Source organism: Paraburkholderia xenovorans LB400, from assembly GCF_000013645.1.
In the GTDB taxonomy this organism is placed as follows: Bacteria; Pseudomonadota; Gammaproteobacteria; order Burkholderiales; family Burkholderiaceae; genus Paraburkholderia; species Paraburkholderia xenovorans.
This window is the reverse complement of the sequence record NC_007951.1, coordinates 2,593,639-2,615,071: the sequence shown is the minus strand read 5'-3', so window position 1 is coordinate 2,615,071 and position 21,433 is coordinate 2,593,639. Positions and strand designations below refer to the sequence as shown.

General features: G+C 63.9%; 20 protein-coding genes. 8 read left to right on the top strand and 12 right to left on the bottom strand.

Annotated elements, in window-relative coordinates:
• Positions 1–8: 8 nt before the first annotated feature.
• On the bottom strand, positions 9–2,759 hold the full coding sequence (gene tssH / locus BXE_RS11570) for a type VI secretion system ATPase TssH (RefSeq protein WP_011488485.1): 2,751 nt from the start codon (positions 2,757–2,759) through the stop codon (positions 9–11).
• Between the two features lie 534 nt (positions 2,760–3,293).
• Between tssH and BXE_RS11565 the strand changes: the two genes are divergently transcribed.
• Together BXE_RS11565 and BXE_RS11560 are read left to right on the top strand one after the other, a co-directional pair.
• Complete coding sequence (locus BXE_RS11565; protein WP_011488484.1) at positions 3,294–3,998, top strand: TagK domain-containing protein; 705 nt, start codon at positions 3,294–3,296, stop codon at positions 3,996–3,998.
• Between the two features lie 254 nt (positions 3,999–4,252).
• Complete coding sequence (locus BXE_RS11560; protein WP_407668617.1) at positions 4,253–5,281, top strand: ImpA family type VI secretion system protein; 1,029 nt, start codon at positions 4,253–4,255, stop codon at positions 5,279–5,281.
• Positions 5,282–5,440: 159 nt separating this feature from the next.
• On the opposite strand, the gene BXE_RS11555 is transcribed toward BXE_RS11560, so the two are convergent.
• The 7 genes from BXE_RS11555 to BXE_RS11525 all read right to left on the bottom strand — a co-directional run bounded on the left by BXE_RS11555 (position 5,441) and on the right by BXE_RS11525 (position 11,601).
• Positions 5,441–6,184, bottom strand: coding sequence for an SDR family NAD(P)-dependent oxidoreductase (locus tag BXE_RS11555; protein ID WP_011488482.1), 744 nt, complete (start codon positions 6,182–6,184; stop codon positions 5,441–5,443).
• A 57-nt stretch (positions 6,185–6,241) separates the two neighbouring features.
• The gene (locus BXE_RS11550) at positions 6,242–7,366 is read right to left on the bottom strand and encodes an amidase (RefSeq protein ID WP_011488481.1); all 1,125 of its coding nucleotides are present in this window, start codon (positions 7,364–7,366) and stop codon (positions 6,242–6,244) included.
• Positions 7,363–7,878, bottom strand: coding sequence for a nuclear transport factor 2 family protein (locus BXE_RS11545; RefSeq protein ID WP_038458802.1), 516 nt, complete (start codon positions 7,876–7,878; stop codon positions 7,363–7,365). The genes BXE_RS11550 and BXE_RS11545 overlap by 4 nt, the downstream gene beginning before the upstream one ends.
• A gap of 10 nt (positions 7,879–7,888) precedes the next feature.
• On the bottom strand, positions 7,889–8,266 hold the full coding sequence (locus BXE_RS11540; protein ID WP_011488479.1) for a hypothetical protein: 378 nt from the start codon (positions 8,264–8,266) through the stop codon (positions 7,889–7,891).
• A 211-nt stretch (positions 8,267–8,477) separates the two neighbouring features.
• A complete protein-coding gene (locus BXE_RS11535; protein ID WP_011488478.1) occupies positions 8,478–9,794 on the bottom strand; it encodes an MFS transporter in 1,317 nt (438 codons plus the stop codon).
• Positions 9,795–9,820: 26 nt separating this feature from the next.
• Complete coding sequence (locus tag BXE_RS11530; RefSeq protein ID WP_011488477.1) at positions 9,821–10,321, bottom strand: aromatic-ring-hydroxylating dioxygenase subunit beta; 501 nt, start codon at positions 10,319–10,321, stop codon at positions 9,821–9,823.
• Complete coding sequence (locus BXE_RS11525) at positions 10,318–11,601, bottom strand: aromatic ring-hydroxylating oxygenase subunit alpha (protein ID WP_011488476.1); 1,284 nt, start codon at positions 11,599–11,601, stop codon at positions 10,318–10,320. The genes BXE_RS11530 and BXE_RS11525 overlap by 4 nt, the downstream gene beginning before the upstream one ends.
• Positions 11,602–11,705: 104 nt before the next feature.
• On the opposite strand from BXE_RS11525, the gene BXE_RS11520 reads away from it, so the two are divergent.
• On the top strand, positions 11,706–12,626 hold the full coding sequence (locus BXE_RS11520; protein WP_038458804.1) for a LysR family transcriptional regulator: 921 nt from the start codon (positions 11,706–11,708) through the stop codon (positions 12,624–12,626).
• 23 nt (positions 12,627–12,649) lie between these two features.
• Here the strand turns inward: BXE_RS11520 and BXE_RS11515 are convergent, their stop codons facing one another.
• The gene (locus BXE_RS11515; protein ID WP_011488474.1) at positions 12,650–13,537 is read right to left on the bottom strand and encodes a LysR family transcriptional regulator; all 888 of its coding nucleotides are present in this window, start codon (positions 13,535–13,537) and stop codon (positions 12,650–12,652) included.
• Positions 13,538–13,641: 104 nt separating this feature from the next.
• Here BXE_RS11515 and BXE_RS11510 point away from each other — a divergent pair, with 104 nt between their 5' ends.
• The 3 genes from BXE_RS11510 to catC all read left to right on the top strand — a co-directional run bounded on the left by BXE_RS11510 (position 13,642) and on the right by catC (position 16,159).
• Positions 13,642–14,799 (top strand): muconate/chloromuconate family cycloisomerase, encoded by a 1,158-nt coding sequence (locus tag BXE_RS11510; RefSeq protein WP_011488473.1) that lies wholly within the window; start codon positions 13,642–13,644, stop codon positions 14,797–14,799.
• A 47-nt stretch (positions 14,800–14,846) separates the two neighbouring features.
• Positions 14,847–15,755: a catechol 1,2-dioxygenase gene (gene catA, locus BXE_RS11505; protein ID WP_011488472.1), complete on the top strand. Its 909-nt coding sequence runs from the start codon at positions 14,847–14,849 to the stop codon at positions 15,753–15,755.
• Positions 15,756–15,868: 113 nt separating this feature from the next.
• A complete protein-coding gene (catC, locus tag BXE_RS11500) occupies positions 15,869–16,159 on the top strand; it encodes a muconolactone Delta-isomerase (protein WP_007181832.1) in 291 nt (96 codons plus the stop codon).
• A gap of 49 nt (positions 16,160–16,208) precedes the next feature.
• On the opposite strand, the gene BXE_RS11495 is transcribed toward catC, so the two are convergent.
• Positions 16,209–17,186, bottom strand: a complete 978-nt coding sequence (locus BXE_RS11495) for a PDR/VanB family oxidoreductase (protein ID WP_011488471.1) — start codon at positions 17,184–17,186, stop codon at positions 16,209–16,211.
• Between the two features lie 183 nt (positions 17,187–17,369).
• Positions 17,370–18,254 (bottom strand): LysR family transcriptional regulator, encoded by an 885-nt coding sequence (locus tag BXE_RS11490; RefSeq protein WP_011488470.1) that lies wholly within the window; start codon positions 18,252–18,254, stop codon positions 17,370–17,372.
• A gap of 129 nt (positions 18,255–18,383) precedes the next feature.
• Between BXE_RS11490 and BXE_RS11485 the strand changes: the two genes are divergently transcribed.
• Positions 18,384–19,139 carry a sulfite exporter TauE/SafE family protein gene (locus tag BXE_RS11485; RefSeq protein ID WP_011488469.1) on the top strand — a complete coding sequence of 252 codons (756 nt, stop codon included), beginning with the start codon at positions 18,384–18,386 and terminating at the stop codon, positions 19,137–19,139.
• Positions 19,140–19,539: 400 nt separating this feature from the next.
• Positions 19,540–20,286 carry a glucose 1-dehydrogenase gene (locus tag BXE_RS11480; RefSeq protein ID WP_011488468.1) on the top strand — a complete coding sequence of 249 codons (747 nt, stop codon included), beginning with the start codon at positions 19,540–19,542 and terminating at the stop codon, positions 20,284–20,286.
• A 106-nt stretch (positions 20,287–20,392) separates the two neighbouring features.
• Here BXE_RS11480 and BXE_RS11475 read toward each other — a convergent pair whose 3' ends face one another.
• Entirely contained in the window at positions 20,393–21,277 is an 885-nt protein-coding gene (locus tag BXE_RS11475) for a LysR substrate-binding domain-containing protein (protein ID WP_011488467.1), read from the bottom strand.
• Positions 21,278–21,433: the final 156 nt, after the last annotated feature.

Below are 21,433 nucleotides of genomic sequence, written 5' to 3'. Positions count from 1 at the left end.
GGCAGCGTTCAGTCAACCTGCGCGACGGAAAGGGTGGACGGCGTTGCGGCTGCTGCCGGCATTGCCGGGGCATGCGCATACGTGCAGGGGAAAGCGAGAGCGGCAGTGGGTGGCGCGCTGGCGTCGACCACGCCGATTTCAATACGCGTGATGGGCTGTTTCGACGCCAACGCGTCGAGCCATAACGCGGAAAGGCGCGGCAGCACGTGTTGTTCGATAAAGCCAATCAGCACGCGGGCTCCGGTTTCCTGAACCAGGCATCTGCCAACGATGTAGTCGACCACTTGCCCGCTGTAGGCAAGCGCAATGTCGTGAACCTGCGCCATGCGAGTGACGACGCGGTCCAGATGCAGCCGCACGATGCGCGCAAGCGATTCATGCGCGAGCGGCCGGTACGGCACCACGGTGACGCGGCCGAGAAACGCCGCGGGAAATGCGTTGAGCAACGCGGGCGTGAGAGCTTCGCGCAGACCTTCGGCATCGGGCGGGAGCGGCGCGTCCGCGCACAGGCTCGCGATCAGCTCCGAGCCGGCGTTGCTCGTGAGCAGGATCGTGGTGTTGCGGAAATCGATATAGCGGCCGTCGCCGTCTTCCATATAGCCTTTGTCGAACACCTGGAAGAACATTTCGTGCACGTCGCGATGGGCTTTCTCGATTTCGTCGAGCAGCACCACGGAATAGGGGCGCCGCCGCACGGCTTCCGTGAGCACACCGCCTTCGCCGTAGCCGACATAGCCGGGCGGGGCGCCTTTCAGTCCGGAGACCGTGTGCGCCTCCTGGTACTCGCTCATATTGACGGTGATCAGGTTCTGCTCGCCGCCGTAGAGCGCCTCCGCGAGGGCGAGCGCCGTCTCGGTCTTGCCCACACCGGAAGGGCCCGCGAGCAGGAATACGCCGAGCGGCTTCTTCGGATCCGTGAGCCCGGCGCGTGCGGTTTGCACCCGCTCGCCGATCTGACGCAATGCATCGGGCTGGCCGATCACGCGGGCTTCGAGCGTGGCGGGCAGTGATTGCACGGCGGCCACTTCGTCGGTGACCATGCGGCCCACGGGAATGCCGGTCCAATCCGATACCACTTCGGCGACGATTGCTTCGCTCACCTCGGGAAACACCAGCGGCGCATCGCCCTGCAATTGCGTGAGGGCGCGCTCCAGATCCTTGAGCGAATCGGGCGACGCGCATGCGTCACTGTTCGCGCCGGTGTGCGGCGCGCCGTGATCGGCCCCGAGCGCCGCATCACGGGCGGCGAGCAAGGCTTGCGCCGCCGCGAGTTGTGCTTTCCAGCGCGCTTCGATGCGCTCTTCGACAGCGACCAGTTCGCCGATGCGCGTTCGGGCCGCCGCCAATGCGCTCGCGGTATCGAGCCCGATACGCGATTCCGCGACGAGCAACTCGCTTTCGACGCGCGCGGCCAGCACGCGTTGACGCGCGTCCTGCAATTCTCGCGGCGGTGCATGCTGCGAAAGCGCGACGCGCGCGCACGCCGTGTCGAGAAGACTGATTGCCTTGTCCGGCAACTGGCGGGAGGGAATGTAGCGATGCGACAGCCTCACCGCCGCGCGGATCGCCTGGTCACGCACGACAACGCCGTGATGCCGCGAGAACGTGTTCGCGAGGCCGCGCACCATGTCGATCGCCGCCGGTTCCTGCGGCTGCCGCACCTGCAGGACCTGGAAGCGCCGCGTGAGCGCCGCGTCTTTTTCGATGTGCCGTTTGTATTCCGCCCAGGTGGTCGCGCCGATCATGCGGATCGCGCCGCGCGCGAGCGCGGGTTTCAGCAGATTGGCCGCGTCGCCCGTGCCGGCCTGGCCGCCCGCGCCGATCAGCGTATGGATTTCGTCGACGAACAGGATCACCGGTACGGCCGACTTCAGCGCGGCTTCCAGCACGCCTCTCAAACGCAACTCGAATTCGCCCTTCATGCTGGCGCCGGCGAGCAGCGCGCCCACGTCGAGGCTCAGGAGGCGCACGCCCACCAGCCTGGGCGGCACGTTGCCGGTGGCGATCGCGCAGGCGAGCCCTTCGACGACCGCGGTCTTGCCGACGCCGGCCTCGCCGGTCAGCAACGGATTGTTCTGGCGCCGGCGCAGCAGCACGTCGATCATGGTGCGAATTTCCAGTTCGCGGCCGACCACCGGATCGATTTCGCCGCTGTGCGCACGCACGGTGAGGTCGGTGCAGAACTGTTCGAGCGGCGACCCTTTCGATTGCGCGGGAAGGGCGTGAGAAGCCTCGCCCGGCACCGCGGTTGAAAAATTGCTGTTGTCGTAGGGCGCCTCGGCGGCTTCGGGCGAATTCTCCATATAGGCCGGCAGCGCTTCGTCCAGACCCACGACAGATAGCTTGCCGAACGCCGGCGAGATGGAAAGCAGCACGCGGCGCAATTCCGGCGTCTGCACGAGTGCGGCGACGAGCCAGGCGCTGCGGATACGCCGGTCATTGAAGCTGAGCGTGGCGAGCACCCAGGCCCGCTCGACGGCCAGTTCCACGTGATGCGAGAAATCGCTGATCGAACTGGCGCCTGCCGGCAGCGCGGCCAGCGCGCGGGCCATATCGCGATCCAGTGTTTCGCGCTCGATACCGCAATGCCGCACGAGCCGATGCAGGTCCGAGTCGGGTTGTTGCAGCAACTGATGCAGCCAGTGCACGAGCTCGATATAAGGGTTGCCGCGCAGCTTGCAAAAGGCCGTGGCGGACTCGATGCTTCTGTACAGCGTGGTTCCAAGCTTGCCGAAAAGCGCCTGACGTGAAATCGCCATGTGGTTTCTCTGATTCGTTGTTTTTGGTTTTTTACTTTCAACCGGCGCGGGCAATGTAATTGCTGATTTGCGCGAAACCCGGTCAGGAATAAGTCTTATAAGCTATCTGATCCGGTTGATTTCGAATCGGATTCGCATTATGAAGTCCCCGTATTCCTTTAATTCAATCAAATTGTCTGGGGCATATTAAGCACTTGAACTGCATGGTCCGTCAATTGACGCCAGCCGAAAAACTTGCAAATGACCAACATTGGGAAATTTCATGGGTGGCTTCGGATAATTCGTCGGGCAAGCCCTAATCCGACCGACTTCGATCTATAACATCTTGTTTTGATGATGGATATTGAATTTGTTATTTATCTGGAAATCGTGATGGAAATCATGAAATGTTGAAAAATTACGTTCGTGAACGGATTGATTCCTAATTTTTTATTTTGAAAATAAGAATAATCGTAGAAATCACATTTATTCATATTGAGTGGGAAGATGCTTGCCAATTTTGTTTAGAATACGACTCCCGCCAATCAGGAAAGCATGGGTAATGACATGTGGGCAAGCAGACTTATCAGGCGTGACGTCGATGCGTCCGCTCGCATCGAACCAGGCGCGGCAGAAGCGGAATGCGAACTGTCGCGAAACAGCCGCTTCGGCCGCGAGGCAGAGGGCGATCATCCGGGCGTCCACGAATCCGATTCCGAGCACGGCGTTGATGAAGATCTGCGCGGCCGCAATGCGATCTTCGGCCTGATCGGCGCCGCGCTGGCATCGGAGAGCGGCGAGCCGCGGCAGGAAAGCGACGGCGTGGAGCAGGGCGCCGTGGATCTGATCGAGGTGCTGCACGAGCAGTATCGCCGCGCGCTCGACGATCCCCATGCGTCGCTCGCCGTGGGGTGGGAAGGGCAGCCGGTGTTTTCGACCGGCGTGCAGCCGGCCTCGCACGACGAAGCGTCAGCCGCAGCCCAACCGCCGCACGTCGGCTCGATCGAGGCGTTTCTGTCCGGTGCGCGTTTCGTGGAGGACGTCTTCGGCCCGCTCGCCGCGGACCACGAAGCTGATTTTGCGGCGGCGGAGCCAGTGCCCGAAGTTCTGGCTCTTTTCGCGCCGGAAGAGTATCTCGCCGCAGCCGCGCGGCGCGCGCGCGTGTTGCCGCCCGCGTTGGCGCGGCGCGAACACCATACGTTGGGACTCGACAGCCCGTTGCCCGCGCAACATTGCGCGGCACACGGGGGCGTTCGATGACCGACCGTGCGGCTATCCCGCGGCAGCAGGACTGAATGGCCGCACGGCGATACGACGGAAAGGCTTGAGCGCAGGCGTTAGCCCGATCTGGAAACGAGTCAGTTGAACGTCACCGGAATGCGTGCCGGGCCGGGCGTGGTCCCGTGGCCTGGCAAATCCGCTGGCATGTAGTGTGAAGGTCAACAATGAGCAATAGCAGAAAATCCTCCCTCCAGAAACCCGAACGGATCAAGGCCGCCCCGTCGCATGACTGGATGGCGCCGGTGGACGCTGCCGCGCCGTGCGGGATCGACCTCGAATACGATCCGGAATTCGTCGTTCTCGCGGCGAGAATGACCGCGAGGCAGGAAGCGCAATACGGCGATTTCGTAGGGTCGCCGGAACCCGTCAACTGGAGCGACGTCGATCGCGACTGCCGGCGTCTGATGGTGCGCAGCAAGGACATGCGCCTCGCTGTGCTGTTCGCGCGCTGCCGCACCCGGCTCAGCGGCGCGGCCGGTCTTGCCGAGGGCGTTGGCCTGCTGGCCGCGTGGCTGGCCGCGTTTCCCGAGCAGATTCACCCGCAGCCCGGCGTCGACGCGGATCGCGAGGCCGCGCTCGAAATCCGCATGAACGCCTTGCAGGCGCTGACGGACGCGGACGGCCTGCTCGCGGATGTGCGCGAAATCGCGTTGACGAAGTCGACTGCGACGCGCCTTCAGATGCGCGACATTGAACGGGCGTTTGCGCAGCCTCGCCCGAGCGATGCGCTCGCGCCGGAATCGGTGACGCGGCAACTCGACGATCTGCGTTCGCAGCAGCAGGAAACGCTGACGGGTTTCGACGAGGCCTTCGCAAGCCTGGCCGCGATCGACGCATGGAGCCGGGAACACCTGGGCATGCACGCGCCGGATCTGTCGACGCTGACGCGGTTGCTCCGGCACGTCGCGCAGGGCGACGCGCGCCCGGTGCGGGCGAAGGCCGGGACCGCGACGATCGACCCGCCCAGCGTCGAACAACGCGTGGAAGATGCGACTCGGGATTCCCCGGCCGCGCGCGAAGCGCAGACAGTACACGCGGATATTGATATGTCCGCAGGCGAGCGCGCCGGCACGGCCGCCGTAGATCGCCATGCCGCGCTCGAACTGATCAGGCAGGCGCGCGAGTGGTTTGAGAAAAGCGAGCCGAGCAGTCCGGTTCCGTTGCTGCTCAGGCGTGCTGAGCTGCTGGTGGGCAAGCGGTACGCGGAAGTGGTGAAGGCTATTCCCGCTGAACTGCTCGTTCAGTGGGATAGCGAGGCCTGAGCACGTCCGGCATCGTCACGCCACCTCACCAGGCGGCTATCGGCGTGATGGATTTCGTCGAGAAAGCCTATAACCCGCAGTCGGGGTGGCTAGTCTGCGGCCAACTGCGGCATGCAGCATCGAGCGCCTGCCGCTCGTGGCACGAGCCGGCTTCAGCCGTCAGCGCATGAACAGCCCGCCGTTCACATCCCAGCACGCGCCGTTCGCGAAGAAAGCATTTTCCGCCGCGAGCATCACGGCAACATCGGCGACATAATCCGCCGAGCCGAGACGGCCTGCGGGAATATTCGCGATCACCGCCTTCAGTTTGTCGGCCGCCACGCTTTCATGCACGATCGGCAGATCCATCGGGCCGGGCGAAATGGCGTTGACGGTCACGCCCGCCGCGCCGAGGTCGCGCGCGAATACCTTGGTGAGCGTAATCACCCCGCCTTTCGCCGCCGCGTAATGCGCGCCGGTCGCCGAGCCGCCGTTCTGTCCCGCGAGCGACGCGATGTTGACGATGCGGCCCATGCCCGTGTCGGCGAAATGCTGGCCGAACACCTGGCAGCCGAACAGCACGCTCCGCAAATTGACGTTGATGACCTGATCGAACTGCTCCGCCGTAATGTCCATCACGGACACGACTTTGGAGGCACCCGCGTTGTTGACCAACGCGTCGACACGGCCCCAGCGTTGAAGAATGGCGTCGCGCGCAGCAGTGAAAGCGGCCTTCGCGGTGACGTCGAGATGCAGGGCGAATGCGCTGGAACCGTCTGCGCTCAGATCGCGCGCAAGGGCTTGTGCCGCATCGAACGCAATATCGCCGATCGCGACCGCGTAGCCCGCCGCGTGAAAGCGCGCGGCAAGCGCGGCGCCCAGACCACGCGCGGCGCCGGTGACGAGTACGACTCTCTTCTGCATTGCTTGCGCTCCGGATAAAACAGCCAGCCGCGCGGGCGGCATGACTTGATGCCTGCGTCAGGCGGCAAGGGCGGCTTCGAAACGTGCCGCGATTGCGCACACCTGCTCGTCATGCCCCTTGCGTCCCACGATCTGCAACCCCGCCTTGAGCGGCGAGCCTTCAACCGGCAGCGGCAAACTCAACGCGGGATGCCCGCTCAGATTGAACGGCCGGATCAGCGAGGACATCGCGATCACGGACTTGCCGCTGCGCGCTTCTTCGAGGGTGATGGGCAGAGCGGGCAGTGTGGGCAGAATCAATACGTCGGCGTTGTCGAGCGCGTGGTCGATGGCCGCCGTGAACTGGCGGCGCACCTGTTCCGCCGCATCGACTTGCGCGGCGGTGGTGTTGGCTGCCGCGCGCAGGCGCGCGTCGAGATCCGCGCCGATCTTTCCGCCTGCCACCAGATGCCCGAACGCGCGCGAAGTCTCGGCGTTGATGACGGTGAGGCCCGCGTCGAAAGCGGCTGCGAGACCCGTGAGTTGCAACGTATGCGCGGTACAGTTGGCCGTGTCGGCGGCGCGTGCCACGGCGGCGAGAATGTCGGCCGTGGCGTCGGCCTGCACGATACCGACCTTGCACGGGCCTTGCCACGCGTGCGCGGCGTTCGCATCGAAATCCGCGGTTATGGCGAGCATCGCGGCGGCGAGCATGCGCATGTCGCGCGCAAATGGCCCGACACAGTCGAGCGTGGATTCTCGCGGCGCCACGCCGAGCCGCGACACGCGCCCGAAGGTGGGCTTCAATCCGATCACGCCGCAGCATGCGGCGGGGCCGCGAATGGAACCTCCGGTGTCGGTGCCGAGCGCGGCGTCGGCGAGTTTCAGCCCGACCGCGGCCGCCGATCCGCTCGACGATCCGCCCGGAATGCGCGTGGCGTCCTGCGGATTCTGCGGCGTGCCGGTGTAGTCGTTGATGCCGGTCATGCCGAACGCCAGTTCATGCATGTTCGTTTTGCCGACGATATGCCAGCCCGCCGCCAGCAACCGTTCAACCACCTGCGCATGCCGCCGCGCGGGTGGCGTATCCGCCAGCGCGCGGCTCGCGGCGGTGGTGGGGTAGCCGGCGATATCGATCGTGTCCTTGATCGCGATGCTCGGACCGCTGCTGCCTAACGACAGGGTCTGGATAAACTCGTTCATGTCTGCGGTTTCCTTGCATTGACTTGCCACGGCGCGTCGAACAGGCGTTCCGTGCGAAAGTGCGTGATGAGCCAGTCGCGGCCATTGCCGGCAGGCGCGAAATCCACTTCGAGTCGCGCCGCGATCAGCTCGGCCTGTGCATCGACATAGCCCGAAGCCTGCAGCATGATCCAGCGGCCTTTCGCGTTCGCGCCTTGCACGTGGATGGTTTCCGACGTGAGGAAGTGCACGTTCACCGAGAAATGCGGCGACGGCGGCAGGTAGCGCGTGAGCATCGTCAGGATTTCGGCGTGGCCCGTCAGGCGGCCGAACCTGCTCGCGTACTGCGGGCCGACGCCTTCCCAGATCGCGTCGGCGGTAAAGAGCGCGGCGAGCGACTCGCCTTCGAGCGCGCTGCACGGCACGTCGCATAGCGCCATATAGCGCGACATCGTGCGGCGCACCGCGGATTCGGCTTCGAGCGCGGCAAGCCGCTCGGTCAACAGGGCAAGCGTGGCGGGAGCGGCATTCATGGCGTCGCGCTCACGCTGCATGGGCATGTTGCGGCGGCACCTGCAGCGCGCGCCCGACCCGCGCTTCGATCTTCCCATAGCGCCACAGGTTGTATTCGCCCACCGGCGTAGTGCGATACAGATTGCACACGGCCACGGCGGTGTCGAAATCGCGCACGTCGGCCATGATGTAAAAGGTCCACGGCGAATTGTCGGCATGGCCGACGGTGAGACGGTCGTCGTCCATGATGCCGAGCACCTTGACGCCTTGCATCGACTCGACGGCGGCCAGCATCTTGCCGTAAGCCTGCCAGACTTCGCCGATCTGCTCGCGCGACAGATCGAAGAAATTCTGCGTGACGCCGCAGCAGAACAGAACGCGCAGCGGCGGCGTTGAAGTATCGGACATGAGGCGTTGCTCCTTGCAATCGTAATCGTCAGGATGACGGATCAACTGGAAAGTGGCCTACAGGTAGCCTGGAATAGCCTGGAATAGCCTGGAATCGGCACGACGCCCGCGAATACCAAGCCACCGCCGCTGTCCGGGCCGCCTTCGCGTGGAAACGCGTGCTGGTTACGAGCACCCGACCGCCGAGGCGCCCCGGCCGGTTGATCACAACTCAATCATGCGTGGCGCTGGTGTTGCGAGGAATGGTCACGAGCGTAAGCGCGGTAATCAGCCCGAAAGCGATCAGCATCAGCGCCACTGGCCACGGCGCACGCACTTTCGCATACAGGGCGGTGGCGACGAGCGGTGCGAGCCCGCCGGAAAATACCGAGGCAATTTCATGCCCGAGCGCCATGCCCGAGTAGCGCACTTCCGTGGGAAACAGTTCGCCCATCAACGCGGGCTGCGTGCCGATCATCGCGGCGTGGCAGAACGGCAAGCCTAGCGCGAGAGAAAGGAAGACGAGCATCGGCTGGTGCGTGTCGATCAGCCAGAACGCGGGAAACGCGATCACCACCAGTCCGAGCGCGCCGATCATATACACCGGCCGCCGTCCGATCAGGTCCGACAAACGCCCCCACAACACGATTGTGACGAGTTCGAGCAGCATGGCGATCATGACGCCGCCGAGCATCACCGAAACGGGCACGCCGATCGTCTTGCCGTACACCAGCACGAACGAAAGAAAGATATACGTCCCGCCGTTTTCGGCGACGCGCAGCCCCATAGCCTGTAATACCTGCTTCGGATGATTGCGTATCACCGTCAGCACGGGCATGTGCTTTGGTTTGGCGGCGGTGAAATCGCGGCTTTCGGGCAAGCGCCGGCGAATGTACACGCCCACGCCGAAAATCAGCACGCTGGCCAGAAACGGCACGCGCCAGCCCCAGGACATGAAGCTTTCCAGCGGCAGGCGCTGCACCAGATAGAACGCGGCCGCCGACAGCACGAAGCCGCCCGCGACGCCCAACTGACTGAACGCCGCGTAGTAGCCGCGCCGGTTGGCCGGTGCGCTTTCGCTGATCAGCAGTACGCCGCCGCCCCATTCGCCGCCCGACGCGATGCCCTGCACGACGCGCAGACACACGAGCGCCGTGGGCGCGAGAAAGCCGATCTGCGAGAACGTGGGCAGCAGGCCGATGCCGAAGGTCGCCACGCCCATCATCATCAGCGTGACGACGAGCGCGCCTTTGCGGCCGTGGCGGTCGCCGATATGGCCGAACACGATGCCGCCCAGCGGCCGCGCGAGAAAGCCGATCGCGAAGCCGGCGAACGCGGCAAGGGTGCCCAGCAGCGGGTCGCCGTGCAACGGGAAGAACAGCGGTCCGAAGATCAGTGCGGCGGCCGTGCCGTACAGAAAAAAGTCGTACCACTCCAGCGCATTGCCGAGGACGGAGGCGACGATGATGCGCCGCAAGGTCCGCGAGGCAGCCGGTGCGGCGGATGCGGGGGGCGATCCGGCCGTGGGAGAGAACGTGTCGTTTGGCATCGTCGTGCTCGCTGGTTTTTTGGGGTTCAGAGCAGGAAGCCGATCGCGCTCAACGCATCGGTCGAATCGATCAGGCGGATCACCTTCTGCACGATGCGCGGCTCTCCGCTCGCGAAACCGATGCGATGCGTGAGGTCCGCCGCGAACAGCGTCGACTTGCCGCGCTTGAACGCGACGATGACTTGCGCCGAGTTCACCGTGACTTCGTCGGCCGCTTCGCTGGTGAGCGTGAAACGCGACACGGTGCGTACGGTGCGGGCGGCGTCGGCAGCCGATACCGAATAGCCGGACGTCATGCGCTGCACGCGTTTTTCGCGCATGTCGTGATCGTCGTACGCATAGTTCAGCGTGGCGGCGAAGTCGGTGGTGTCGTGCTCGATCGGCACCACGTAGAAGCCCGTGGGGTCCCACAGCGACAGCCACTCGCGATAGTCCTTGCGGTCCAGCAGTTCCGCTTCGCGCCAGATGAGTTCGATCGCGCCGGTGAATGTCTTCTGCGAAAACAGCGTGTTCCTGTCGTCCATCATGCCTGCTCCATCATCGTGCGCCATTGCGCGTAAGCTTCGCGCATGCCGGTTTCGTCCGTGGCGTGGGCGGTTTTTTCGCCATTCGGCGCCGTGCTCTCGCGATTCAGGCCACGGTTGACGAGAATCGGCAGATCGGGGCCGGCGTGCGAGCCGCGCTGCACGCGTTCCCACGCTTCGGCGTCGTCCGGACTGCCGAAACCGAACGGGCCCTGGAAGTGTTCGTGAATGCGCAGGCGCACACGGTTCGCTTCTTCGGGGCCGCCGTCCATTGCGAGGGCGACATGACGGATCTCGGTCTCGTTCGCGGAAATGGGCCGCAGTACGCGGAAAAACGCCATCGACAGCGCGAGGTTCGGAAACAGATTCAGATTGAAGCCGACGCCCATCAGCGAGCGCACGATACGGCGCACTTGTTCCGGCGTGTGGTCTTTTGCGAGTGACGCGGCCAGCTCTGTGAAGCGCTCGGGGATCGGCGCGCCGTCATCGCGGTCGAGATCGACTAGTTCCGGCATCAGCACGGCGAGGCTGTGGCCGTTGCCGAGCGAACGGCAGAAAGCCTGGTCGCTTGTCATGAAGCTCGTGATCGCGGCGGTGGTTTCCTCGTCGATCGATTTCAGCCACGACTTGTGGACCACGGGGAAGTGATACAGATCCGTGGTGTTCTCGAGCTGGATCTTCCAGTTGCCGTTAAAGCGAAAGCGATGCTCGCCGTTGGTCTTGACCGGATAGCCGGCGCCTTGCTTCATGAACAGGTCGATCCACGGTTTCGCACCGCCGAGGAAATCTTCGAGCGGCTCGATCTCCTGATTGAAGCTCGCGAAGATCAGGCCTTGATAGATGCCCACGCGCAGGCTGGCGAGCGGCAGCTCGGTCTTGTCGATCACGCCTTCGTAACCGTCGCCGTACGGCAGTGCGCGCAGTGCGCCGTCGAGACCATAGGTCCAGCTGTGATAAGGGCACGTGAAGCCTTTGGCGTTGCCCTTGTGCTGTTCGCAGACGGTTGCGCCGCGGTGGCGGCAGCGGTTCTGCAATACGTTGACCGCGCCGGTCTTGTCGCGCACCACGATCACCGGCTGACGGCCGATCGTGGTGGTGCGGAAGTCGCCCGGATCCGGCAATTCGCTTTCGTGCGCGACCCAGACCCATGTCTTGTAGAAAATGCGTTCGAGTTCCGCTTCGAAAACGGCAGGGTCGTAGTACAGCGACGGGGCCACGCGATCGGACTGCGCGCGCTGATACAACGCGCTCGCGTCGACGCTCTGATACGGGGATTCGCTCATGGCTATGCAGGTGGGGTGGTGGATGAAGGCCAGTCTCGCCGACCCGTTGATATGCGTCAAATTGATCTAAAATGAAATATAAAATCAACCGCATGGATATCTGGATGAATTCGCTGGATCAGGTCGACCTCAACCTGCTGCGCGTTTTTCAGGCGATCGTCGAAGAACGCAGCCTGACTCGCGCGGGCGAGCGGCTGGCGTTGTCGCAGCCCGCCATCAGCTATTCGCTGGGGCGTTTGCGCACGCTATTCGACGACCCGCTCTTTATCCGCACGCGCGCCGGCATGCAGCCCACGCCGATAGCGCTGGAGCTGTCGGCTATCGTGGCGCGCGCGCTGGACACGGTGCGCGAGGCGCTGCGCTACGCGGAACATTTCGACCCGGCGGTGAGCACGCGCACGTTTCGCGTGTCGCTTTCGGATGCGGGCGAACTCGCCTATCTGCCGCCCATTTGCGAGGCTTTGCACCAGCAGGCGCCGCGCGTGAGATTGCGCATCGAGCCGTTGCCGGTCGAGGAGATCGAAGACGCATTGCGCGCGAGCCGGCTCGATTTCGCCATCGGCAATCTGCCTACACTGACCGCACGCACGCGCCATCAGGCACTGTTCGAAGAGACGTACGTATGCATGACGAGGAAGCGCCGCGGCTTGCCGCGCGCGAAGGAGCTGAGTCTGAAGGCGTTTCTGGATGCTTCGCACGTGCAGATCACGTCGGTCGAGCACAGTCACCGCGCGCTCGACGACGAATTCCGCACGCAGGGCGTGGGGCGTCATATCGCGCTGGAACTACCGCATTTCGTGGCGTTGCCGAGCGTGCTGGCGGTCACCGATCTGTTCGCCACGCTGCCGCGGCGCCTTGCGCAGATTTTCAATCGCGGCGGCAATTTTCAGATCTACGAGTTGCCCGTGACCTTGCCGATCGCGGCCGTGACGATGCACTGGCACGAGCATTTCGATCAGGACGAGGGCAACGTGTGGCTGCGCAACCTGATGGCGGATATCGTGCGGCACTTCGATGGGAAGTGACCGCGCGGCCCGGTTAAATCTCGTCAAACCCGTTTGAACAGCTCACGTGCGAGCGAACAGAGCAACGTGGTGGTCGGCGATTCGTCCTGCAAACGGCGGCTCATGATGATCGGCGAAGCAACGTTGGCCGCCGGAATCGGCCGGTACACCACGCCGTGCGCGCGCAAACCCTCCACGCTCTCCGGCACCAGGCACACGCCCACCTGCGCCGCGACCAGACCCAACGCGGTCTGCAATTCCCGCACTTCATGGATCGCCTTCGGCTCCAATGCATGATCGTGCATGGCCGATAGCTGCTGGTCGGCATAGCTCGGCCGCGGCGTGCTCGGATAGACGATCAGGGTTTCCTGCGCGAGCGCCGCCAATGTCAGCGCCTTCTTCTGGCGCGCCAGCGGATGGTCTTGCGGCAGCGCCGCAATCATCCGTTCTTCGACGAGGACTTCGCGCGCGAGTTGCGCGTCGTCGAAGCGCAGGCGCCCGAAGCCAACGTCGATGCGGCCGCCCTTGAGCGCCCCGAGCTGCTCGATCGTGAACATTTCGATCAGCGAGAGCTCGATATGCGGCGCGGCTTCACGAAACGCACGGATCACGGCGGGCAGCGCGCCATAAAGCGTCGACGGCACGAAGCCGATCACGACGCGCTCGGCCAGTTGCGCGAGGCGCCGCGTGAGCGGGGCGAGCTCGTCCGCTTCATCGATCAGGCGCTTTGCCTGCGCATAGAAAATGCGGCCGGCTTCGGTCAGCCGCAATGGCCGCGAGCCGCGTTCGAACAGCGGCAGGCCGACGTTTTCTTCGATCTGCTGGATCTGCCGGCTGAGCGGCGGCTGCGTCATGTGCAGGCGATTGGCGGCCCGCGTGATGTTCATTTCTTCCGCGACCGCGATGAAATAGCGGAGTTGGCGAAGTTCCATGCATACCTCTAAGGTATGGAAGTAGTCGGAATCGGTGTTGGACTGCTTCGCGGGTTTGTTTCTAATATGGGGGCTCCCGGTCAGGCAGTTCAGGAGGGCAACGAATGATAGCAACACCCGTGAAGATCGAGAGCGTGGAGACGATTCTCGTCGACGTACCGACGATCCGTCCGCACCGGCTCTCGGTCGCAACGATGAATTGCCAGACGCTGGTGCTGGTGCGCATCCGTTGCGCCGACGGGGTAGTCGGCGTAGGCGAGGGCACCACCATCGGCGGCCTCGCTTACGGTGAGGAAAGCCCGGAAAGTATCAAGGTCAACATCGACACCTATTTCGCGCCGCTGCTCAAAGGGTTGGACGCAACGCGTCCGGGCGCCGCGATGGCAAAACTGCGCGAGCTGTTTCAGGGCAACCGCTTTGCGAAATCCGCGCTGGAAACGGCGCTGTTCGACGCGCAGGCACAGCGCCTCGGCGTGCCGCTGTCGGAACTGTTCGGCGGTCGCGTGCGCGATTGCGTGGACGTGGCGTGGACGCTCGCGAGCGGCGACACGAAGCGCGATATCGACGAAGCCGGGCAGGTGTACGAGACGAAGCGGCATCGGGTATTCAAGCTGAAGATCGGCTCGCGCGCGCTGGCCGACGACGTGGCGCATGTCGTCGCCATCAGGAAAGCACTGGAAGGGCGCGGCGAAGTGCGGGTCGATGTGAACCAGGCATGGACGGAATCGGAAACGATCTGGGCCGCGCGGCGTTTCGCCGATGCCGGCGTGGCGCTGATCGAGCAGCCCATTGCCGCGGAAAACCGCGCGGGCCTCAAACGTCTGACCGACCTCGCTCAAGTGCCGATCATGGCGGACGAGGCGCTGCACGGTCCGGCCGACGCGTTCGCGATTGCCAGTGCCCGTGCCGCCGATGTCTTCGCCGTGAAGATCGCGCAATCGGGCGGCCTCGCGGGCGCGGCGCAGGTGGCGGCCATCGCCTCGGCCGCGAATATCGACCTGTATGGCGGCACCATGCTCGAAGGCGCGGTGGGCACGATGGCTTCGGCGCAACTGTTCAGCACCTTCGGCGAGCTGAAGTGGGGCACCGAACTGTTCGGCCCGTTGCTGCTGACCGAAGAAATTCTCACCGAACCGCTGCGCTACGAGAACTTTGCGCTGCACCTGCCTCAAGGTCCGGGTCTTGGCATCACGCTCGACTGGGACAAGATCGACCGCCTGCGACGCGATACGCGCAAAGGTGCCAGCGTTACCACGAACTGAAGGCTCATCCGTTAGCCATCCAGAACATCATACGAAGGAGATACCCCATGAACAGGCAAGCTATCGACGCGTTGCTCCAGAAGATCAACGACAGCGCCATCCACGCAGGCAATCCGCGCACCACGCAGATCGTCAACCGGATCGTGCAGGATCTGTTCTATACGATCGAAGACCTCGACGTGCAGCCCGCCGAATTCTGGACCGCGCTGAACTATCTCGGCGACGCCGGCAAGAGCGGCGAGCTCGGTCTGCTGGCCGCGGGTCTGGGATTCGAGCATTTTCTCGATCTGCGTCTGGACGAAGCGGAGGCGAAGGCCGGGATCGAAGGCGGCACGCCGCGCACCATTGAAGGTCCGTTGTACGTGGCCGGCGCGCCGCTCTCCGAAGGGCATGCGCGGCTCGACGACGGCACCGATCCGGGCCAGACGCTGGTGATGCGCGGCCGCGTGCTGGGCGAAGACGGCAAGCCTCTGGCGCATGCGCTCGTGGAGGTGTGGCACGCGAATCATCTCGGCAACTACTCGTACTTCGACAAATCGCAGCCGGCCTTCAATCTGCGCCGCTCGATCCGTACCGACGCCGAAGGCAAATACAGTTTCCGCAGCGTCGTGCCGGTCGGCTATAGCGTGCCGCCGCAAGGGCAGACACAGTTGCTGCTCGATCAGCTCGGCCGTCATGGGCATCGTCCGGCGCATATTCACTTTTTCGTTTCCGCGCCGGGGTTCCGCAAGCTGACCACGCAGATCAACATCGACGGCGATCCGTATCTGTGGGACGACTTCGCGTTCGCCACGCGCGACGGACTCGTGCCTGCCGTCAAGCAGGCCGAGGGCGCCGAAGGCAAACCGTATGGCGTGGACGGCAATTTCGCGTTGATCGATTTCGACTTCACGCTGTTCAGGGAACGCGACAACCTGCCTGACGCCGAAGTGGAGCGTTTGCGCGCTGAAGCCTGATTCGCGCGAGAAAACGGCTGGACGTACCGCATGAATCTGTCAACCCTGGTTGCGCGGCGAGATCGGCCGGGCCACCAGGGCTTTTTGGTTATCGATCAGGGATAGGAGCAAGCATGCTGTTTCACGTTGAAATGACCGTCAATCTGCCGGTGGATATGGACGCCGAACGCGCCGCGCGCCTGAAGGCCGATGAGAAAGCGATGTCGCAAAGGCTGCAACAGGAAGGCGTGTGGCGGCATTTGTGGCGGATTGCCGGGCGCTACGCGAATATCAGCGTGTTCGACGTGGAGAGCCCCGCGCATCTGCACGACGTGCTGAGCCAGTTGCCGCTGTTTCCGTATATGGATGTCGAAGTGCGCGCGCTGTGCCGGCATGCGTCGTCAATTCGCGACGACGACCGGTAACAGCCGGCGTTTGGGAAAGGTGCTGCGATTGCAGCACCCTGGCCGGTCTTTACAGATCCAGCACCAGAACCGGCGATGCCGCGCGCGAGATGCAGCAGCAGATCACCTTGCCGCTCGCGCGTTCCGCTTTGCTCAGGCAATGGTCGCGATGCTCGGGCGTGCCGCTCACCACGTCGACCATGCACGTGCCGCACACACCTTCGCCGCACGACGTATCCACTTCGATGCCGATCGACGCGAGCGCCGCGACGATAGTCGTGTTCCTGTCCACACGCACGGTCGCGCCGCTGCTTGCAATTCGCACGTCGAAGGTATCGAGCGTGGCGGATTCGGCGCTCGTGGTCGAAGCCGGCTCGGCCGCGAATCGTTCGAGGTGAATCGCTTGCGGCTGGACACGCGTTTCGCCGATCGCCACCACGCGTTCCATGAAAGCCGACGGCCCGCACGTGTAAATGTGCGTGCCGTCGCGCGCATCCGCGAGACAATCGCCGAGTACCGCATCGAGCCGATCGCGCTCGACGCCGAAATGCAGCTTCACGTATTCACTGAACGGCGCGCGTGAGAGCAGCGGCAAGAACGCCGCGTGTTCGGCACTGCGCGCGAAATAGTGCAGAACGAAGGGTTGCCGCTGTTTGAGCAAGCGGTACGCCATGCTCAGGAGTGGCGTTACGCCGATACCGGCGGCGATCAGAACATGTTCTTCGGCGCCCGGCGCGAGTTGGAACAGATTGCGCGGTGCGCCGATGGTCAATTGGCTGCCAACCGTGACTTCGTCATGCAGCGAACGCGAACCGCCGCGCGAGGCGTCTTCACGCTTCACTGCAAACAGATGCGTTTCACGGTGATCCGGATCGCCGCACAACGAGTATTGCCGCGTGACGCCGGAAGGTCCGGTAACGTCGATATGTGCGCCGGGTTCGTAGTGGTCGAACGGCTGGCCGTCCAGACGCGACACGCTGAACGAGCGCACGCCGTGCGCTTCGTCACGGACGCTGTCTACGCGCACGTTAAAGGTGGTTCTTTCCATGATAGGGCCGGCAGAATGAGCGGACGGCGCATGCGTCGGATCGCATGCGGTTGTGCAGCAAGTGCATCAAGGATAAGAAACCACGCCAAATCAGGCAAATCGATTAAAAATGGTCAGTCAGATAAATCAGGCTGATAATTCAAAGTGCGCGACCGGCTCAGTATCGCCCCTGGGGCGCGCATTTCAAATCCCGGCCAGATGCCGGACAAGCGCCTTTTCCGGCCGCGCCATCGCGTTCAGGTCGCGCATGCAGATCAGCAACTGGCGCGTGGCCCAGCTATCGGTCAGCTCGATCGTGCGGATGCCGGGCGTGCCGCGATAGCGCTTCGCCGCCGTGGCCGGCACGATACCCACTCCGGCGCCCTGGTCGACCATGCAGCACACGGCGTCGAAGGTCCGCACGTGGGTGCGGAAGCTGAGCGGCTGGCCCGCCAGCAGCGCGCGCTCGCCGAGGTAGGCCTGCAACGCGCTGTCCGCGCTCAGCCCGATGAACTCCCGGTCCGCCACTTCGGCCAGCGTCGTACGGCGGCATGTGGCGAGCGCATCGTCACGGCTCGTGACGAGCACCAGTTTGTCGATGGCGAAGGGGAAGGTCTGCAACGCGCCGTGTTCGACCGCATCGGAAATGATGCCGATTTCAGCCGCGCCGCTCAGCACCGCCTTGACCGTTTCGCTGCTTTGCCGCTCCTTCAGGTCGATCTGCACGTTCGGGTGATCGCGCAGAAAGAGACCGATCGCGGCCGGCAGGAACTCGGTGATGGCCGCCGTGTTGGTCCACAGCCGTATGCAGGCCTTGCGGCCTTCCTGATGCTCGCCCAGTTCGCCCTGCATTCTTTCGATCTGTCCGAGCACGAGCCGCGCGTGATGCGCGAGCGTGTCGCCGGTCGGCGTGGATTCGACGCCGCGCCGGCCGCGTTCGAGCAGCGGCATGCCGAGTGCGTCTTCCATGCCGCGCAGCCGCGCGCTCGCCGAGGGCAGCGACATGTTCGCGCGCGCCGCGCCGTGCGTGATGCTGCCGGTTTCGAGGATATGCAGAAAGAGGCGTAGGTCGATCAGGTCGAAGCGCATGGAGAGCAAGTGGAGGTGCGGTTTCACGGGGGCGCGTGCCTTAGCCCCAGCCTAAGTCACGGTAAGTATCTTACGCATTGTGGCCGGCCTTGCGGCGATTGAGAATTGCCGCATCACTTCAATAACGACATGCCGATGATCTCTTCGTTTGCGATGCGCGCGGGTGTGGTCGCCGTGACTTTCGTTGTCGCCGGCTTCGTCAAGGGCGTGACCGGCATGGGACTGCCGACGGTCGCGATGGGCGTGCTCGGCACGCTGATGCTGCCGGCGCAGGCCGCCGCCATGCTGCTGTTGCCGTCCTTCATCACGAACGTCTGGCAACTGGTGGCGGGGCCGAGCGTGCGGATGCTCGTCAGACGTTTGTGGCCGATGATGCTGGGCATCGTCGCCGGCACGGTGGGGGCCGCGTCGTTCATTGCGGGGGGCGGCGGCGAGTGGGCCGTGGTCGGTCTCGGTGCCGCGCTGACGCTCTATGCGGTGGCCGGTTTGCTGGCATGGCGCTTCTCGGTGCCGGCGCGGCATGAGCGCTGGTTGTCGCCGGCGATCGGCGCGGTGACGGGTGTCGTCACCGGCGGCACCGGCGTGTTTGTCGTGCCGGCCGTACCCTATCTGCAAGGGTTGGCGTTGAAGAAAGAGGATCTGGTGCAGGCGCTCGGGCTTTCGTTCACGGTGTCCACCATCGCGCTCGCGATCGGGCTTGCCAGAGAGCACGCGTTTGCGCCCGGCGATCTGGGCGAGTCGTTCTTCGCCGTGGTCCCGGCACTGTTCGGCATGTGGCTCGGACAGCGCGTGCGCGGACGTATCGGCGCGCAGACCTTCAGGCGCTGGTTCTTTATCTGTCTGCTCGGACTGGGCATTCAATTGATGGCGCGCGCATTCGTTTAATCAAACAGTGGTGAAAGCGAACGTGGAAGGAGCGATATTGTGTGGCCCACTATTCTCGATACGCTCGGCGCGCTGGCGGTGCTGGCCAGTGTCGCCGTGCAGTTCATGTTGATGCGTAAGTGCTGAATTAGTGCTGAATTGGCGCTGAATTCAATGCGCGGCATGCCGTGCCGCTGGCTTCACCCGCATGGAGCCGCCCCCCCATCATGCTTTTCCAGCCATGCGCAGCAGGCGTGCGCCGATTGTTCGGCTCAACCGACGTATCTGTTCGCCTCCAGCCGCTTTATCCGCCTGCTCAACCTGCCTACATTGTCACCAGTGACAGCGCTACTGGATTTCCAACGCAGCCCGCGAATCTTCGCAGCAGCATCGGCGCAAATCCCATTTAAAGGAATCGATCATGAGCAAGCTCACAGGCAAAGTTGCAGTTGTAACGGGCGCATCGAAAGGTATCGGCGCGGCTATCGCCAAGGCATTGGCTGCGCAGGGCGCCTCCGTGGTGGTGAACTATTCGTCGAGCAGGACGGGTGCGGACAGCGTGGTCGCCGCGATTACCGCCGCGGGCGGCAAGGCGGTGGCCGTGGCGGGCGACGTCTCCAAAGCGGCAGACGCGCAGGGCATCATCGATACTGCCGTGGAAACGTATGGCCGTCTCGACATTCTCGTCAACAACTCGGGCGTGTATGAATTCGCACCGATCGAAGAAATCACCGAAGAGCACTTCCACAGGCACTTCAACGTGAATGTGCTCGGTTTGCTGCTGACCACGCAGGCTGCGGTCAAGCATCTCGGCGAAGGCGCGAGCATCGTCAATATCAGCTCGGTGGTGAGCCGCATCACGCCGCCGGGCAGCGCGGTCTATACCGCCACCAAGGGCGCGGTGGACGGCATTACGGGTGTGCTCGCACGCGAACTCGGCCCGCGCAAGATCCGCGTCAACTCGGTGAATCCGGGCATGGTGGCCACGGAAGGCACGCATACCGCGGGCATTCTCGGTTCCGACTTCGAAACGTGGGCCGTCAGCACGACGCCGCTCGGCCGTATCGGCCAGCCCGACGATATCGCCGATGTGGTCGCCTTCCTCGCGTCCGACGACGCGCGCTGGCTGACGGGCGAAAGCCTGATCGCGAGCGGTGGCTCGCGTTAAGCGGTTCTGCGCGAAGGCGCGTGGCGCAGCGCGATAGCGTCACGCCTCATCGTGCGGCATGAAGAAAAGCCGCCCGCAGGCTGCGCCTGCCGGGCGGCTGTCGGTTTTATCGGGCGGAGGTAGCCGGAGCCGGCTTCGTCAACTCCACCGCAAACAATGCGTCCAGCAGATTCGATCCCGGCCGCTCCGCGAGCCGTGTCAGCGATTCGATCATCTGCACCCGGCAGTCCTGTAGCGGAATCATTCTGATGCGCCGCGATTCGTTGAATTCGGCGCGCGCGATCACGCCCACGCCCATGCCTTGCGCGACCGCTTCTTCGAGCGCCTCGCGGCCGTCCACGTACATCACCGGTTCCACTTGCAGCGATTCGCGCACCAGTTCGGTCTCGAGCAGTTGTTGCGTGACGGATTGCGCCTCGCGGAAGATCATTGGCTGCCGCACCAGTTCCGCGTAGCTCAGCTTGCGTTTCTTCGCCACCGGGTAGCTGGCCGGCACCATTGCCACCAGCGGATCGCGCCGCAATACGCGTGCTTCCAGCCGGCTATGCACCTGCGGCGCGGCGGTAATGGCCGCGTCCACGGCGCTCGCCAGCACGCGCTGCATGCAATCCGCGGCGTTGGCGATGGACAGCGTCACGACGATTCCCGGATGCAGCTTGCGAAACGCGCTGATCAGCGCGACCGCCAGATCGGGCGCGTCCGCTGCCAGCGAGAGCGAGCCGGATTCGAGCCCGCCCGCAGATTCGAGCAGTTGCCGCGCGTCGCGCTCGCAACTGAGCATCTGCCGCGTCACGCTGAAAAGGCGCAGACCGAGTTCCGTGGTCGCGACGCCGCGCGGCCCGCGCTCGAACAGCTTGACGCCGTAATCCTGTTCCAGCCGCCGCACGTGATCCGACACGGCCGGCTGGGTGAGCGAGAGCGCCTGCGCCGCTTTGGAAAAGCCACCATGTTCCGCGACCGCATGAAACGCCCGCAATTGCGCGTATTGCACGTGTGCCTCGCTGGGGTATAAGTTATTACGATATCAGCATCGATTATATCGATTTTACCGATGCAGCGTGTTTCTGTACTGTGTGAGATACCCAAATGAAGTACCGGAATGAAGTACCGGAATGAGTCACTGAAACAGCAATGCCGGAGATGCCGA